Below are 15,015 nucleotides of genomic sequence, written 5' to 3'. Positions count from 1 at the left end.
GATACCGAAACAATCTGGAACCGAAATGAGCGAAGACCTTTCGAGAAAGAGACTAGGCCGCGGGCTGGCGGCGCTGATCGGCGAGATCGACCGTCCGAGCGCGCCGGAGAAGCCTGGGATGAGTGCCGACGGGAAGGTGCCGATCGAGTTCCTGACGCCCAATCCGAAGAACCCGCGCCGACATTTCGGCGACGCCGAGTTGACCGACCTGGCGCAATCGATCCGCGAGCATGGGGTGGTGCAGCCGGTGGTGGCGCGGCCTTCGCCGTCGCAGGCCGGGCGCTACGAGATCATCGCCGGCGAGCGGCGCTGGCGTGCCGCGCAACGCGCCGGATTGACCGAGATCCCGGTCATCGTGCGCGAGGTCAACGACCGCACGGCGCTGGAACTGGCAATCATCGAGAACGTCCAGCGCGCCGACCTCAACCCGGTCGAGGAAGCGCTCGGCTATCAGCAGCTCATCGACGATCACGGCTACACCCAGGCCGATCTCGGCCAGGTCATCGGCAAAAGCCGCAGCCATGTCGCCAACACGTTGCGGCTGCTGAAACTGCCCGACGTGATCCGCGACATGCTGGTCGACGGGGCCTTGTCGGCGGGCCATGCCCGCACGCTGGTGACGGCGGAGGACCCGGCAGGGCTTGCCAAGCGCATCGTCGAGGAAGGGCTCTCGGTGCGCCAGGCCGAAGCGCTGGCGCAGATGCCGGCCGGTCCGACCCCGGCGAAGCCGAAGCAGGCGAAAAGCGCGCCGGAAAAAGACGCCGACACGCTGGCGCTGGAAAAGCTGATGACCGGCACGCTCGGCATGATCGTGACCATCGACCACACGAACAAAGGCGGCGAGATTCGCGTGGCGTACCGGACGCTGGAGCAGCTTGACGAGCTGTGTCGGAGATTGAAACAAGAGCGGTAGTTAGCCGGCGAACTTCAACAAAGCGGAAGCTACAACGCAGGGAAAACGAGGGCTGGCTGTCCGCCAGCCCTTTCGTTTGAAGCGCTGGCGATTGGCGAAAAAGCAGCGCCATCGGCATCCGTCGCCAGCCGCGCTCGCGGCTTGACAGTGCCCGGCAACGGCGTAACCTCTATTAGACAAGGCTTAAATTAATTGCCCTAGCGTGCCGGTCAGTCGCGGCGAGGGCTATCTGCCATTCCTGCAACAGGCGTGAAATGGCACCGCCTCGCCAAAGCAATATGCCGACGCGCGCCTGACGCAAATGGGAGGTGCAAATGGCAGTCCGTTGGCAATTGTCCGGAAGTTACTTCGAAAACTGTAGCTGCGATGTCGTGTGTCCTTGCCTGCTGTCCACCAACGCGCAGCTGACATCAAGGCCGACGAAAGGCTTTTGCGACGTCGGCCTGGTCTTTCATATCGATACGGGCAGTTACGGCGACGTCCGGTTGGATGGGCTCAGCGTCGCCATGGTTGCCCACACGCCGGGTCCGATGGCAGACGGCAATTGGACGGCCGCCGCCTATATCGACGAACGGGCCGATGACAGGCAGACAGAGGCGCTAGGCGCCATCTTCACTGGCGTCGCGGGCGGCCCGATGGCGGTGCTGGCACCCTTGATCGGCACGAATCTCGGCGCCAAGAAGGTGCCGATAAGCTACCGGATAGACGGCAAGAAGCGGTCGGCGGAGATTGCCGGCGTCATGCGGATGGCGGTCGAGCCGCTGCCGACGATGCGCGAGGACGGGCAGATGTGGGCGGCCACCGGCCATCCCGTCAATCCCGACTGGCTCGCCTTGGCGATGGGGGCGGAAGGCAGTACATTCAGCGACCATGGCATGAGCTGGGACAATTCCCGCCGAAACGGACACTACGCCCCGATCAACTGGTCTGGCCAGCAGTAGCCGTTGGCCGCATGGTACGGGACGTACTTCGTCCATGGTGCAGACGTTGCAGCGATACATCATTCTCGCGCTGCTGATCGCTATCGCGGCGGCGGCATGGACCTTGCTCATCCGGCAGCAGGCGGGCATGGGCGCGGACATGCGCATGGAAATGTACTCCCTCACAATGGGCATGAAGGCGCCGCTGTTTCTTGCCGTCTGGATGATCATGATGATTGCCATGATGTTTCCGACGGCCGCACCCATGATCCTGACATTTCACCGGGTCCAGGCGGGCAAACGGGGCCGGGGCGAGACCTTTGTCTCGAGCTGGGTGTTCGTGGCCGGGTACATGCTAGTCTGGGGCGTGATGGGCGTTATCGCCTTTGCCGGCGCGGCGGGTGCGGAGATGCTCGCCGGGCATGTGGGATTGTCCACGGCGACGGCCGCGCGTTTCGGCGGCGCGCTGCTGATGCTTGGGGGCGCCTACCAACTTTCCCCACTGAAGGATCTGTGTCTGGCCAAATGCCGCACACCGATCGGCTTCATCCTGACCTCATGGCGCGATGGTTACTGGGGCGCGGTTCGCATGGGTCTGGAGCATGGACTTTTCTGCCTGGGCTGCTGCTGGCTTCTGTTTCTCGCCCTCTTTCCTCTCGGGATCATGAACGTTGCCGCAATGGCCGTGGTCACCTTGCTGATATTCGCGGAAAAGACCCTGCCGTCTGGAAATGGGATCGCGAAGCTGTCGGGGATCGCTCTGCTGCTCTATGGCGCGGCGGTGCTGGTCTTTCCACAGGCGCTGCCGACCTTTGAGCCGGTAGGCGCCATGACAATGAATTGACCAACGGAGGCAGCGCCCGGCGCCAAAGGGCCTAACGTTGCGCCAATCTCGCGCTCTCCACCGCGATCCCGAGCAGCGCCTGCCTTGCCAGCGCCACCGACAGGTCCGGCCTTCGCCGCGTCTGCAGCACGGCGGTCTGCAGCCGGGTCAGCGCGCGGCCGAGCGCCTCGACGCTCCAGCGTTCCAGCGCCTTCTCCACCAGCTTGCGGCGCGAGAAGAAAACCGGCGGGCGCGCCGCCGCCACCACCGACGCGGCATTGCGGCCGCCGGCCTCCATCTGGCCGCGCATGGACTGCATCGCCTGAAACTGCCGCATCGCCGAGGACAGCACCAGGAAGGGTTGGCCGCCTGCCTGGCAATGGCGGGTGAAGGCGGTGTCGAACTCGCCGACCTTGCCTTCGAGAAGCGCGTCGACGGCATCGTCGAAGGACGCGCCGGACACGTCGCCGGACATCGCCCTGACGTCGTCGAGGCCGATTTCCTTCTGGCCATGGACATAAAGCAGCAGCTTGTCGATCTCGCCGCGCGAGGCCAGCCGGTCGCCGCCGAGATTGCGGCGCAGCGCCTGTCTTGCCTCAAGCGTCATCGTCGCGCCGGTCTTGCGCAGCTCGTCGTCGATCACGGCATCGATGTCCCTGGCCTCGTCGGCATAGCAGGGCAGCGCCATGGCGTTGTCGGCCGCCTCGACGACGGCGCGCAGCCCGACGCCCTTCTTGAGATCGCCGGCCTCGATGAGGATGATCGCGTCCCGCACGGGCTCCGCCGTCAGCGCCTTGACGTCGTCGGCCAGCGCCTTCTGGCCGCCGGCATTGCGCACCCACAGCAGGCGGCGGTCGGAAAACATCGGCACGGTGCGCGCCTCGTCGAGCAGCCGGCCTTCGTCGCGCTCGACTTCGGAGCCGTCGAGCCTGACCACCGAGAAGGGGTCGTCGAGCGGCAGGCCGGTCGCGGCGGCAAAAGCCTTGGCGCGCTCCGAGACGAGGCCCCGATCGGGGCCATAAAGCAGGACGATCGCCATGCGCGGGTCCGGCTTCGCGAGCCAGGAATCCACTTCGTATGCTTTCTTCTGTGCCATCGAGGGTGGTTAGCATGATGTTGGGGCGGAGTGAACGTTTTCCAGTTCACCTCGGAAGAACTGCTTCGAGGGAAGATCGACCCCACCCCGTCGAGCTTCGCTCGACACCTCTCCCCCGATCGACGGGGGAGAGGAAGGGTGCGAGCTCGCCAAGTTTGACGCCTTTCCTCTCCCTCCGGAGGGGGAGAGGTGGCCCGGCGCAGCCGGGACGGAGTGGGGGGAAGCCGTTTGCCAAACGCGCCGCCGCTCCAAGACACGCGCAACCCCGGCGAGGAAGAAAACCCAGGCAATCAGGCGGAGCATCGCTTCGATGAAAGGTCGACCCCCACTCCGTCGAGCTGCGCTCGACACCTCTCCCCCGATCGACGGGGGAGAGGAAGGGCGCGAGTTCGCCAAGGTTGGCGCCTTTCCTCTCCCTCCGGAGGGGGGAGAGGTGGCCCGGCGCAGCCGGGACGGAGTGGGGGAAGCCGTTTGCCAAACGCGCCGCCGCTCCAAGACACGCGCAATGACCGGCGAGGAAGAAAACCGGGTAATCAAGCGGAAGCAATGCTTCGAGGGAAGGTCGACCCCCACTCCGTCGAGCTGCGCTCGACACCTCTCCCCCGATCGACGGGGGAGAGGAAGGGCGCCACGTTTGGCGGACCCGCGATTCTCCTCTCCTTCCGCAGGCGTGAAGTGGGCGCGGCAGCCAAGCTTGCCAAACAATCACCTTATCTGGCGACAAACCTCACGCGACCTTGCGCCTAATTGCGCGGCGCCGCCCAACATCGACAAGAAATTTCGCCGACATATCTTCATCTTGGTGCGCGGCAGGCTGTATCGGCCGGCTTGGCCGGCCCGATGCCCGGAGGCTTGCCCGGTGAATTCGCACTGGCGGCGCGGATATGCAAATATCGGTGCCGGGCGACATGGAGGACGAAGGTCATGGCCGATGCTGGGATGTTGCGCTTCCATGTTCCGGAGCCCGAGGTGCGGCCGGGCGGCACGCCTGATTTCTCCAACGTGACCATCGCCGCCGCCGGCTCGGTGCCGCGCCCCGAAATCGACGTCGATCCACGCGCCATCCGCGACATGGCATTCTCGATCATCCGGGTGCTGAACCGCGCCGGCGAGGCGGTGGGGCCGTGGGCGGGGCTGCTCTCCGACGAGGAACTGCTCGAAGGCCTGCGCCACATGATGACGCTGAGGACCTTCGATGCGCGCATGCAGATGGCGCAGCGGCAGGGCAAGACCTCCTTCTACATGCAGCATCTGGGCGAAGAGGCGGTGAGCTGCGCCTTCCGCAAGGCGCTCGCCCCCGGCGACATGAATTTCCCGACCTATCGGCAGGCCGGGCTGCTCATCGCCGACGGCTACCCGATGGTCACGATGATGAACCAGATCTATTCCAACGAGGCCGACCCGCTGAAGGGCCGGCAATTGCCCATCATGTATTCGTCGAAGGAGCACGGCTTCTTCTCGATCTCGGGCAATCTGGCGACGCAGTATATCCAGGCGGTCGGCTGGGCTATGGCCTCGGCGATCTCGAACGACTCAAGGATCGCCGCGGCCTGGATCGGCGACGGCTCGACCGCGGAATCCGACTTCCATTCGGCGCTGGTGTTCGCCTCCACCTACAAGGCGCCCGTGGTGCTCAATGTCGTCAACAACCAGTGGGCAATCTCGACGTTTCAAGGCATAGCGCGCGGCGGCGCGGGCACTTTCGCCGCGCGCGGGCTGGGTTTCGGCATCCCGGCGCTGCGCGTCGACGGCAACGACTATCTCGCCGTCCATGCGGTGGCGAAATGGGCGGCCGAGCGCGCGCGCAGCAACCTGGGGCCGACGCTGGTCGAATATGTCACCTACCGCGCCGGCGCCCATTCGAGCTCGGACGATCCCTCGGCCTACCGGCCGAAAACCGAATCCGATGCCTGGCCGCTCGGCGACCCGGTGGTGCGGCTGAAGAACCATCTCATCCGGCTCGGCGTCTGGTCGGAGGAGCGGCACAAGCAGGCCGAAGCGGAAATCCTCGATACGGTGATCGCGGCGCAGAAGGAGGCCGAAAGCCACGGCACGCTGCACGCCGGCGGCAAGCCGTCGACGCGCGACATGTTCGAGGGGCTCTATGCCGAGATGCCGCCGCATCTCAGGCGCCAGCGCCAGCAGGCGGGGGTCTGAGCCATGCCGAGGCGGACCATGATCGAGGCCATTCGCGACGCCATGGACGTGTCGATGGAGCGCGACGAGAAAGTGGTGGTGTTCGGCGAGGATGTCGGCTTTTTCGGCGGCGTGTTCCGCTGCACACAAGGCCTGCAGGCGAAATACGGCAAGAGCCGCTGCTTCGACGCACCGATCAACGAATCCGGCATTGTCGGCTCGGCCATCGGCATGGCCGCCTATGGGCTGAAGCCGTGCGTCGAGATCCAGTTTGCCGACTACATGTACCCGGCTTACGACCAGCTGACCCAGGAAGCCGCGAGGCTGCGCTACCGCTCGAACGGCGACTTCACCTGCCCGATCGTGGTGCGCATGCCGACCGGCGGCGGCATATTCGGCGGCCAGACGCACAGCCAGAGCCCGGAAGCGTTGTTCACCCATGTGTCGGGGCTGAAGACCGTCGTGCCCTCGAACCCGCATGACGCCAAGGGACTGCTGATCGCGGCGATCGAGGATCCCGACCCGGTCATCTTCCTCGAGCCGAAGCGGCTCTACAACGGCCCCTTCGACGGCCATCACGACCGGCCGGTGACGCCGTGGTCGAAGCACGAGCTGGGCGAGGTCGCCGACGGCCACTACACCGTGCCGCTCGGCAAGGCCGCGATCCGCCGGGCCGGCTCCGCCGTCACGGTGTTGGCGTACGGCACAATGGTCTATGTCGCGCAGGCGGCGGCCGAGGAGACCGGCATCGATGCCGAGATCGTCGATCTCAGGACGCTGTTGCCGCTCGACCTCGACACCATCGTGGCGTCGGTGAAGAAGACCGGACGCTGCGTCGTGGTGCACGAGGCGACGCTGACCTCCGGCTTCGGAGCGGAGCTGGTCGCGCTTGTGCAGGAAAACTGCTTCTACCATCTGGAGGCACCGGTGGCCCGCGTCGCCGGCTGGGACACGCCCTATCCGCATGCGCAGGAATGGGACTATTTCCCCGGTCCGGCCCGCGTCGGCCGGGCGCTTACGGAAACATTGGAAGCCTAGAACGGGGAGGCCCGACATGGGCGAACACATCATCAAGCTGCCCGATGTCGGCGAGGGCGTCGCCGAGGCGGAACTCGTCGAATGGCATGTCAAGGTCGGCGACATCGTGCGCGAGGACATGATGCTTGCCGCCGTGATGACCGACAAGGCCACGGTCGAGATCCCTTCCCCCGTCGACGGCGAGATCCTGTGGCTGGGCGCCGATATCGGCGACACGGTGGCGATCGGCTCGCCCATCGTGCGGCTGAAGGTGGCCGGCGAGGGCAATGTCGTTGGCGGTGCGATGCCGGCGGAAGTGACGGCTGAAAGTATCTCCGATGATACGGGGGCTCGCCCGGTCTCGGACCTGGAGCCGTCATCGCCCAATCTGTCGCCGTCATCCTCGGGCTTGTCCCGAGGATCCGCCGTCCCACAGGGATATGACGCGACCAGTTCCGGAAGGTCGGTAGATCCTCGGGACAAGCCCGAGGATGACGGCGCCAGGTCCAAGGTCAACAGCGCGCCGCGTGCGCAAGGTGAAAGGCCGCTGGCCTCGCCGGCCGTGCGGCTGCGTGCGAAGGAAGCGGGCATCGACCTCAGGCAGGTCCAGGGAAGCGGCCCGGCCGGCCGCATCGGCCATGAGGACATCGAGGCGTTCCTGGCGCGCGGGCCGCACATGGCAAAGGCATCCGGCCTCGCCCGCAACGATGCCGTCGAGGACATCAAGGTGGTGGGCCTGCGGCGCAAGATCGCCGAGAAGATGACGCTGGCGACGTCGCGCATCCCGCACATCACCTATGTCGAGGAGATCGACGTCACCGCGCTCGAGGATCTGCGCGCCGCGCTCAACAAGGAGAAGCGGGCGGCCAAGGGGACGGAAAGGCCCAAGCTGACGCTGCTGCCGTTCCTGATGCGAGCGATGGTCAAGGCGATTGCGGACCAGCCCAACCTCAATGCGCTGTTCGACGACGAGGCCGGCATCATCCACCAGCATGGCGGCGTCCATATCGGCATCGCCGCGCAGACGCCGTCGGGACTGGTGGTGCCCGTCGTCAAGCACGCCGAAGCGCTGGACATCTGGGAATGCGGCGCGGAGGTCGCCAGGTTGGCCGAGGCGGCCAAGTCGGGAACCGCGACGCGCGACGAGCTCTCCGGTTCGACCATAACCATCACCTCGCTCGGCGCCATGGGCGGCGTGGCGACGACGCCGGTCATCAACCACCCGGAAGTGGCGATCCTCGGCGTCAACAAGATGATGGTGCGGCCGGTATGGGACGGCACCCAGTTCATCCCGCGCAAGATGATGAACCTGTCGTCGAGCTTCGACCATCGCGTCATCGACGGCTGGGACGCGGCGGTGTTCATCCAGCGCATCAAGACGCTCCTGGAAACGCCGGCGCTGATTTTCGTGGATTGAGGGTGGATCATTCGAGATGATGGCGGGAGAGCGCCCCCCTCTGCCTTGCCAGGCATCTCCCGCACAAGGGGGGAGATCAGATGTCACGCCGGCTTTCGCCAATCACCAGCGCTGCGGGATTGAGCGAGGCGCCGAAGCCTCCAATCTCCCCCCTCGTGGGGGAGATGTCCGGCAGGACAGAGGGGGGCGCGAAGAATCTCGACGGAGCGTTTCCTCGGATCGAAGGGTCACGTCATGAAAGAAATCTCCTGCAAGCTGCTGGTCATCGGCGCCGGGCCGGGCGGCTATGTCTGCGCTATTCGTGCCGGGCAGCTCGGCGTCGATACCGTCATCGTCGAGGCCGGCAAGCCGGGCGGCACCTGTCTCAATGTCGGCTGCATTCCCTCCAAGGCGCTGATCCATGCAGCGGAGGAGTTCGAGAAGGTCGCGCAGATGGCGGGCGGCAACAGCCCGCTCGGCATTTCGGTGGCCGCTCCGGCGCTGGATCTGGGCAAGACGGTCGCCTGGAAGGACGGCATCGTTAGTCGGCTTAACAGCGGTGTCGCCGGCCTGCTCAAGAAGGCCGGGGTGAAGACCGTGCAGGGCTGGGCGACGTTTCGAGACGGCAAGACCGTCGCGGTCGAGACCGAGACGGGAAGCCAGGTGATCCGCGCCGAAGCGGTGGTGATCGCCACCGGCTCGGCGCCGGTCGAGTTGCCGTTCCTGCCGTTCGGCGGGCCGGTGATCTCGTCGACGGAAGCGCTGGCGCTGAAGGAGGTGCCGCAGCGGCTGGCGGTGGTCGGCGGCGGCTATATCGGCCTGGAGCTCGGCACAGCCTTCGCCAAGATGGGCGCGGCGGTGACCGTGGTCGAGGCCTTGCCGCGCGTGCTGGCGCAGTATGACGCCGAACTGACGCGGCCGGTGGTCAAGCGGCTGGCGGCGCTCGGCATCGAAATGATGCCAGGCGCCAAGGCCAAGGGCCTGTCGACGAAAGGCGATGCGCTGCTGGTCGAGACCCCGGACGGCAAGGATGCGAGGATCGCCGCCGACAAGATCCTGGTCACGGTCGGCCGCAAGCCGGTGACGGAAGGGTGGGGGCTCGACCAGATCGACCTCGACATGGCGGGGCGATTCATCCGCATCGACGAGCAGTGCCGCACCTCCATGCGCGGCATCTTCGCCATTGGCGACGTGACGGGCGAGCCGATGCTGGCACACCGCGCGATGGCGCAAGGCGAGATGGTCGCCGAAATCGTCGCCGGCCATAAGCGCGGCTGGGACAAGCGGGCTATCCCCGCTGTCTGCTTCACCGATCCGGAGCTGGTCACCGTCGGCCTGTCGCCCGAAGAGGCCAAGGCGCTCGGCGGCGAAATCAAGGTCGGGATGTTTCCCTTCGCCGCCAATGGCCGCGCGATGACCAGGATTGGCGAGGATGGCTTTGTCCGCGTCGTCGCCCGCGCGGACAATCATCTTGTGCTGGGCATCCAGGCGGTCGGGCAAAGCGTGTCGGAACTGTCGACGGCCTTCGGCCTGGCGCTCGAAATGGGCGCGCGGCTGGAGGACATCGCCGGCGCCATCCATGCCCATCCGACACAGGGCGAAGGCTTCCAGGAAGCGGCCCTGAAGGCGCTGGGACACGCGCTGCATATCTAATTCGGGACGGCGGAAAGCACCCCCCTCTGTCCTGCCGGACATCTCCCCCTCAAGGGGGGAGATTGGCAGCTTAGGCGCCCCGCACATCCCGCCTACGATGCGCAATTCGGAGTTAATTCGCCGCGCTCATCGCCTTGTCGAGCGCGGCCTTCACGTCGGCCGGCCAGGTCTTCACCGGGGGCTTGGCGTCCGGCTCGCCATTGTCGCCGCGACGGGCGAAATAGAGCTTGTGCTGGGCCGGGTCGACCGCCATGAAGCCGTCATTGCCGCCGCAATCGTGCGGCACGCAGCCGCTGGCGTAGAAGGCGCCGGACGCGGTCTTCTCGGTGCCGCCGCCGACCAGCAGGCTGGTCGCCATGTCGGGCATGTCCTTGCCGAGCAGCGCCTCGGCCGCCTTGTAGACGGCCTCATTGTGGAAGGCGTCGATGATGTTGTCGTATTTCGACGGATCGATGTCCTTCCAGTCGGTGCCGGGTTCGGGCATGTAGGTCAGATTGCCCGCGATCGTCAGCCCCGATGTCGGCGACCATTGCAATGCCGGCTTCGAATCGCCGGGCAGGAGATAAGGCACGAAATAGATGGCGCTGTCGGAGACGGCCGTGGGCGGGGCGCCGCACTCGTCCTGCTCGACGGTGGTGCTCTGGATCTCCGCGCCTTCCGGTTTCCAGACGATCACCGTCGCCGGCCCGCACTGATTGCCTCCGTCGCCGACGTCGAACAGCGCCACCTTGACGCCGCCGACCTCGACGATCTTGTCGAAGAAGACGTCGTAATTGCTGGCCAGATGCTTGCCGTCATAGGCAAGCACCTTCTCGCCATACTGTTCCTGCTGGGTGATGGTGAACTGGCCGCCCTCGAACGGCACCGGCGCCTGTTTGTCGTCGTCGGAAACGTCGGCGGCTCCCTGATCCGTGGCCGGCGTCTCGCTTGCCGCCGGTGGCGTCTCGGCCTGCGCATGCGCGCCGGCCATCGTCGCCACGGTCATGGCCAGGGCGCAGGCGCTGGCAAGAAGCGGGCGTGTCATGACAGTTCCTCCTTCAGCCGCCGCAAGCCCGGCCAGCGACGGCCGGGCCGATGTCGTCAGCCGCGCCGTTCAGGCCCAGGGGCGTAGCTCGGCGTTCTTCTTCTCGAACGAAGCGATGGCACCGGCCTTCTCCATGGTCAGGCCGATGTCGTCGAGGCCGTTCAGCAGGCAATGACGCTTGAAGTCGTCGAGGTCGAACTTGACCACGCCGCCGTCGGGCCCGCGAATCTCCTTGGCCTCGAGGTCGATCGACAGAGTGGCGTTGGAGCCGCGCGAAGCATCGTCCATCAGCTTGTCGAGATCCTCGGAGCTGACGGTGATGGGCAGCACGCCGTTCTTGAAGCAGTTGTTGTAGAAGATGTCGGCGAAGGAGGTCGAGATGACGCAGCGTATGCCGAAATCGAGCAGCGCCCACGGCGCGTGCTCGCGCGAGGAGCCGCAGCCGAAATTGTCGCCGGCGACGAGGATCTGCGCCTTGCGGTAGGCCGGCTTGTTGAGCACGAAATCCGGATTCTCCGAACCGTCGTCCTTGTAGCGCATCTCGGCGAACAGGCCGCTGCCGAGCCCGGTGCGCTTGATCGTCTTGAGATAGTCCTTGGGGATGATCATGTCGGTGTCGACGTTGACGATCGGCATGGGCGCGGCGACGCCGGTGAGCTTGGTGAATTTTTCCATGGTCTTTGCCCGTCTTCCTGGCATTGCGGGGGATTGCTGGCGCCCGGTTTACACAAAGCCGGCGACAAATAAAAGGCAGGTGTTCGCGCGCGTCGGCACGGGGTGCCGCACAAACGGCTTCGAATTCGCGGCCCGATGGTGCAGTCTGGCTGTGATGGCTGAAAAAATCCTCTATGCACGCGAACCCGCGCTCGACGTCGCCGAATTCCGCCGCGTGCTGGTGGACTCCGGCCTTGGCGAGATCCGTCCCGTCGACGATGCCGACAGGCTGCGGGCGATGCTGTCGGGCGCCAATCTGGTGCTGACCGCGCGGCTGGATACCGAAGGCAAGCCGCTGGTCGGCGTCATCAGGGCCGTGACGGACTTTTCCTGGGTCTGCTACATCTCCGATCTCGCCGTTTCCGGATCGGCGCAGGGGCTCGGCATCGGCAAGGGACTGATGGACGAGGCGCGGCGGCAGCTCGGCCCGTCCGTCGCCATCAGCCTGGTTTCCGTGCCCGACGCCGCCGGCTTCTACGAACGCATCGGCATGATGCGCATGGCCGACGCCTTCTGGTTCTCCCGCACGCGCTGACATTTTTTCTCCCTGTGGCCGGATCCAGCAGCCGTTGGCATGACATGTTGTGCTTGACATGCAACCATTTGGTTGCATATTAGAGCCATGAGCATGGACGCCGTCTTTCGCGCTTTGGCCGACCCGACCCGCCGGCAATTGCTGGACAGCCTTCATGACAGGAACGGGCAGACGCTGAACGGGCTGTGCGCTGAGATGGATATGACCCGCCAGGCGGTGACCAAGCACCTGGCGATCCTCGAGGAGGCGAACCTTGTCACCACAATCCGCAAGGGGCGCGAGAAGGAGCACTACCTCAACCCGGTTCCGATCAACGAGATCGCCGAGCGCTGGATCGGCAAATTCGAGCGGGGGCGGCTCTCCGCCCTCGGCGATCTGAAGAGACGCCTCGAAAGGGAAGACTGATGAGCAACGCCTTCGTTTATGTGACCTACATCCGCACCACGCCCGACAAGCTTTGGCAGGCGCTGACCGAACCGGAATTCCACCAGCAATATTTTCTCGGCGCCCGCATGCAGAGCGACTGGAGAAAGGGCTCCGCGTGGAAGATGGTCTATGCCGACGGCCGGGTGACCGACAGCGGCGAAATCCTCGAGATCGATCCGCCAAGGCGCCTGGTGATCAAATGGCGCAATGAGTTCATGCCGGACGTCAAGGCCGACGGCTACACCACCTGCACCTTCGTCATCGAGCAGGAGGGCGACATGATGAAGCTTGCCGTCACCCATGCGGCCGACGGCCCGCACAAGCTGCTGGAGCATGTCGGCAAGGGCTGGCCGCTCGTCCTGTCGAGCCTGAAAAGCCTGCTCGAAACCGGGCAGGGCCTGTCTCGGCCGGCGTCAAAAGGCTGAAAATCATTGCTTCTCAGCCGAAACAATCATTCGGAGGCATCGATGTTGCATATGCCAGTGCCAACTTCAGCCGTGCAGAGCATGACCAATGGCGAGACCGTTATGGCCCAGGCCGAGATCGACGCGCCGGCAGAGCGCGTCTTCCGCGCGCTGATCACGGACGAGGTCGAACAATGGTGGGGGTCCGCCGACACCTACCGGATGGTGAAATGGTCGGCAGACCCTCGCGCCGGCGGCCGATGGGCCGTCACGGTCCGTGGAGCCGACGGCAGGGAATTGCCGGCCAACGGGGAATTCCTCGATATCGAGGTGCCGCGCCGGATCGTGCAGACAAGGGCATATGCCTGGGACCATCCGACGCTTGGCCGCCGGCAAACGACGGTCGCCTGGCTGCTGGAACCAACCGCCGCGGGCACGCGCCTCACCATCTGCCATGGCGGCTTTGCCGGGCTGGCCGAAGCGGCGGCCGAACATGCCGAGGGCTGGGGACGCGTGCTGGGCTGGCTACAGGCGTATTTGGGTGCGGGAAGCCGAGTGGCGGCTTAGCCGACTGGTGGCGGTGCAGAGCCTTTTGATGTCAGCGTCACAGAGAACCCTCAACTCGCCTCAAATCACATTCAATTCCCGGAACGCCCGCCCTTCGGCAACGCGTTCGTAGCCAAAGGGGGAGCAATCGACCGTGCGGTAGCCGCCATGCACGATCAGCTCGGCCAGCGCCTTGCCGACGGCGGGCGCCTGCTGCAGGCCGTGGCCGGAAAAGCCGTTGGCGAAGAGGAAATTGCCGACTTCGGGATGTGGGCCGATCACCGCGTTCTGGTCGAGCGTGTTGTAGTCGTAGTGACCGGCCCAGGCGCGCGTCGGCTTGATCGCCTCGAAGGCCGGGATGCGGGTCGCCAGCACCGGCCAGATCACCTCTTCGAACAGCGGCCAGTCGACGTCGAAATCGGCGGGATCGGCCGGGCCGTCGCCCTCCTCCGGCTCGGCGCCGCCGGTGAGATAGACCGAGCCTTCCGGCCTGACATAGATGCCGGACGGGTCGACCAGCAGCGGCATGTCGGCATATTTCTCGCGCGCCTCGAAGACGAAGACGTTGCGCTTGCGCGGCTCGACCGGCAGCGCCAGCCCGGCGAGTGCGGCGACCTTGCCCGCATTCGGCCCTGCGGCATTGACGAGGATGCCGGTCTCGAGCCGTTCGCCATTGTCGAGGCTGACGCCGGTAACGCGGTCGCCCTGCCGCTCGATGCCGGTGACCGAAGCATTGATGAAGTCGATCTTCTTCTCACGCAACGCCTTGCGGAACAGCATCAGCATCGCATGCGCGTCGAACCAGCCCTCGCCGCTGCGGCCATAGGCGCCGGCGGTGATGCCCTCGGCCGACAGCCAAGGGAAACGGCGCACGAGCTGTTCGGCGTCCTCCAGCAAAATGTCGGCGCCTTCGGCAAGCTGTGCCTCGTGGTTGGCCCTGAGGATCGGCAGCCCGGCCTCGCCGGCGAGAATGAGATAGCCGCCCTCGCGAAAACCGATGTCGGCGTCGGCGCCGAATTCTTTCTTCAGCCGGCGGAACAGTTTCAGCGTGAATTGCGACAGGCGGATGTTTTCCGGAATCGAGAATTGCTGGCGGATCGAGGCCATGGATAGCGTCGTCGCCGCATGGGAAAATTGCGGGTCGCGCTCGATCAGCGCGATCCTGCCGGAAAAGCCCTCCTCGCGCAGATAATAGGCGATCGAGGAGCCGACGATGGCTCCGCCGATGATGACGATGTCGTAGCGCACTTTTTTCTCCGATCCGCTGCCGGCGTCCTTACGCAACCGGCAAGACAATCTCGAAGCGCGTGCCGCGCTCGGAGTCAACCGGCCTGATCGTGCCATCCTGCGCTTTCAGGAGGGCCAGCACGATGCCGAGCCCATGCGGTCCCCCCGGTAGAGCACCGCGCGAT

The 15,015-nt window shown here is 65.5% G+C and carries 15 protein-coding genes; 11 read left to right on the top strand and 4 right to left on the bottom strand.

The features are described from left to right. The first annotated feature begins 25 nt into the window (after positions 1-25). From FJ426_RS03000 to FJ426_RS02990, 3 genes are all read left to right on the top strand, one after another. The gene (locus FJ426_RS03000; RefSeq protein ID WP_140491933.1) at positions 26-913 is read left to right on the top strand and encodes a ParB/RepB/Spo0J family partition protein; all 888 of its coding nucleotides are present in this window, start codon (positions 26-28) and stop codon (positions 911-913) included. 314 nt (positions 914-1,227) lie between these two features. Beyond that, entirely contained in the window at positions 1,228-1,854 is a 627-nt protein-coding gene (locus FJ426_RS02995) for a DUF1326 domain-containing protein (protein WP_140491936.1), read from the top strand. A gap of 34 nt (positions 1,855-1,888) precedes the next feature. Beyond that, positions 1,889-2,677 carry a DUF2182 domain-containing protein gene (locus FJ426_RS02990; protein WP_140524490.1) on the top strand — a complete coding sequence of 263 codons (789 nt, stop codon included), beginning with the start codon at positions 1,889-1,891 and terminating at the stop codon, positions 2,675-2,677. Positions 2,678-2,708: 31 nt separating this feature from the next. Here FJ426_RS02990 and holA read toward each other — a convergent pair whose 3' ends face one another. After that, positions 2,709-3,752 carry a DNA polymerase III subunit delta gene (gene holA, locus FJ426_RS02985; protein WP_140524492.1) on the bottom strand — a complete coding sequence of 348 codons (1,044 nt, stop codon included), beginning with the start codon at positions 3,750-3,752 and terminating at the stop codon, positions 2,709-2,711. A 924-nt stretch (positions 3,753-4,676) separates the two neighbouring features. Here holA and FJ426_RS02965 point away from each other — a divergent pair. The 4 genes from FJ426_RS02965 to lpdA all read left to right on the top strand — a co-directional run bounded on the left by FJ426_RS02965 (position 4,677) and on the right by lpdA (position 9,954). After that, entirely contained in the window at positions 4,677-5,909 is a 1,233-nt protein-coding gene (locus FJ426_RS02965) for a 3-methyl-2-oxobutanoate dehydrogenase (2-methylpropanoyl-transferring) subunit alpha (protein ID WP_140514092.1), read from the top strand. Between the two features lie 3 nt (positions 5,910-5,912). Beyond that, a complete protein-coding gene (locus FJ426_RS02960; protein WP_140559175.1) occupies positions 5,913-6,926 on the top strand; it encodes an alpha-ketoacid dehydrogenase subunit beta in 1,014 nt (337 codons plus the stop codon). A 16-nt stretch (positions 6,927-6,942) separates the two neighbouring features. Next, complete coding sequence (locus tag FJ426_RS02955) at positions 6,943-8,322, top strand: dihydrolipoamide acetyltransferase family protein (protein ID WP_140514090.1); 1,380 nt, start codon at positions 6,943-6,945, stop codon at positions 8,320-8,322. A 234-nt stretch (positions 8,323-8,556) separates the two neighbouring features. Beyond that, positions 8,557-9,954, top strand: coding sequence for a dihydrolipoyl dehydrogenase (gene lpdA, locus FJ426_RS02945; protein WP_140559176.1), 1,398 nt, complete (start codon positions 8,557-8,559; stop codon positions 9,952-9,954). A 112-nt stretch (positions 9,955-10,066) separates the two neighbouring features. On the opposite strand, the gene FJ426_RS02940 is transcribed toward lpdA, so the two are convergent. Together FJ426_RS02940 and leuD are read right to left on the bottom strand one after the other, a co-directional pair. After that, positions 10,067-10,978, bottom strand: a complete 912-nt coding sequence (locus FJ426_RS02940; protein ID WP_140559177.1) for a hypothetical protein — start codon at positions 10,976-10,978, stop codon at positions 10,067-10,069. Between the two features lie 69 nt (positions 10,979-11,047). After that, positions 11,048-11,653 carry a 3-isopropylmalate dehydratase small subunit gene (gene leuD / locus FJ426_RS02935; protein ID WP_140559178.1) on the bottom strand — a complete coding sequence of 202 codons (606 nt, stop codon included), beginning with the start codon at positions 11,651-11,653 and terminating at the stop codon, positions 11,048-11,050. Between the two features lie 154 nt (positions 11,654-11,807). Between leuD and FJ426_RS02930 the strand changes: the two genes are divergently transcribed. From FJ426_RS02930 to FJ426_RS02915, 4 genes are all read left to right on the top strand, one after another. Continuing rightward, positions 11,808-12,227, top strand: coding sequence for a GNAT family N-acetyltransferase (locus FJ426_RS02930; RefSeq protein WP_140491962.1), 420 nt, complete (start codon positions 11,808-11,810; stop codon positions 12,225-12,227). A 93-nt stretch (positions 12,228-12,320) separates the two neighbouring features. Beyond that, positions 12,321-12,632, top strand: coding sequence for a metalloregulator ArsR/SmtB family transcription factor (locus FJ426_RS02925; RefSeq protein ID WP_140514430.1), 312 nt, complete (start codon positions 12,321-12,323; stop codon positions 12,630-12,632). Continuing rightward, positions 12,632-13,078 (top strand): SRPBCC family protein, encoded by a 447-nt coding sequence (locus tag FJ426_RS02920; protein WP_140491965.1) that lies wholly within the window; start codon positions 12,632-12,634, stop codon positions 13,076-13,078. Before FJ426_RS02925 ends, FJ426_RS02920 begins: the two co-directional genes overlap by 1 nt. Positions 13,079-13,120: 42 nt before the next feature. Further along, the gene (locus FJ426_RS02915) at positions 13,121-13,624 is read left to right on the top strand and encodes an SRPBCC domain-containing protein (RefSeq protein ID WP_140559179.1); all 504 of its coding nucleotides are present in this window, start codon (positions 13,121-13,123) and stop codon (positions 13,622-13,624) included. Between the two features lie 60 nt (positions 13,625-13,684). Here the strand turns inward: FJ426_RS02915 and FJ426_RS02910 are convergent, their stop codons facing one another. Further along, positions 13,685-14,851: an FAD-binding oxidoreductase gene (locus tag FJ426_RS02910; protein WP_140824723.1), complete on the bottom strand. Its 1,167-nt coding sequence runs from the start codon at positions 14,849-14,851 to the stop codon at positions 13,685-13,687. Positions 14,852-15,015: the final 164 nt, after the last annotated feature.

This window comes from Mesorhizobium sp. B2-6-4 (genome assembly GCF_006441495.1).
Taxonomy (GTDB): Bacteria; Pseudomonadota; Alphaproteobacteria; order Rhizobiales; family Rhizobiaceae; genus Mesorhizobium.
This window is presented reverse-complemented; position numbering and strand designations above follow the sequence as displayed.

What these genes read in the sequence shown, in the direction of transcription:
- FJ426_RS03000 (WP_140491933.1), top strand. Translation starts at nt 26, where the DNA reads ATGAGCGAAGACCTTTCGAGAAAGAGACTAGGCCGCGGGCTGGCGGCG.
- FJ426_RS02995 (WP_140491936.1), top strand. Translation starts at nt 1,228, where the DNA reads ATGGCAGTCCGTTGGCAATTGTCCGGAAGTTACTTCGAAAACTGTAGC.
- FJ426_RS02990 (WP_140524490.1), top strand. Translation starts at nt 1,889, where the DNA reads ATGGTGCAGACGTTGCAGCGATACATCATTCTCGCGCTGCTGATCGCT.
- holA (WP_140524492.1), bottom strand. Translation starts at nt 3,752, where the DNA reads ATGGCACAGAAGAAAGCATACGAAGTGGATTCCTGGCTCGCGAAGCCG.
- FJ426_RS02965 (WP_140514092.1), top strand. Translation starts at nt 4,677, where the DNA reads ATGGCCGATGCTGGGATGTTGCGCTTCCATGTTCCGGAGCCCGAGGTG.
- FJ426_RS02960 (WP_140559175.1), top strand. Translation starts at nt 5,913, where the DNA reads ATGCCGAGGCGGACCATGATCGAGGCCATTCGCGACGCCATGGACGTG.
- FJ426_RS02955 (WP_140514090.1), top strand. Translation starts at nt 6,943, where the DNA reads ATGGGCGAACACATCATCAAGCTGCCCGATGTCGGCGAGGGCGTCGCC.
- lpdA (WP_140559176.1), top strand. Translation starts at nt 8,557, where the DNA reads ATGAAAGAAATCTCCTGCAAGCTGCTGGTCATCGGCGCCGGGCCGGGC.
- FJ426_RS02940 (WP_140559177.1), bottom strand. Translation starts at nt 10,978, where the DNA reads ATGACACGCCCGCTTCTTGCCAGCGCCTGCGCCCTGGCCATGACCGTG.
- leuD (WP_140559178.1), bottom strand. Translation starts at nt 11,653, where the DNA reads ATGGAAAAATTCACCAAGCTCACCGGCGTCGCCGCGCCCATGCCGATC.
- FJ426_RS02930 (WP_140491962.1), top strand. Translation starts at nt 11,808, where the DNA reads ATGGCTGAAAAAATCCTCTATGCACGCGAACCCGCGCTCGACGTCGCC.
- FJ426_RS02925 (WP_140514430.1), top strand. Translation starts at nt 12,321, where the DNA reads ATGGACGCCGTCTTTCGCGCTTTGGCCGACCCGACCCGCCGGCAATTG.
- FJ426_RS02920 (WP_140491965.1), top strand. Translation starts at nt 12,632, where the DNA reads ATGAGCAACGCCTTCGTTTATGTGACCTACATCCGCACCACGCCCGAC.
- FJ426_RS02915 (WP_140559179.1), top strand. Translation starts at nt 13,121, where the DNA reads ATGTTGCATATGCCAGTGCCAACTTCAGCCGTGCAGAGCATGACCAAT.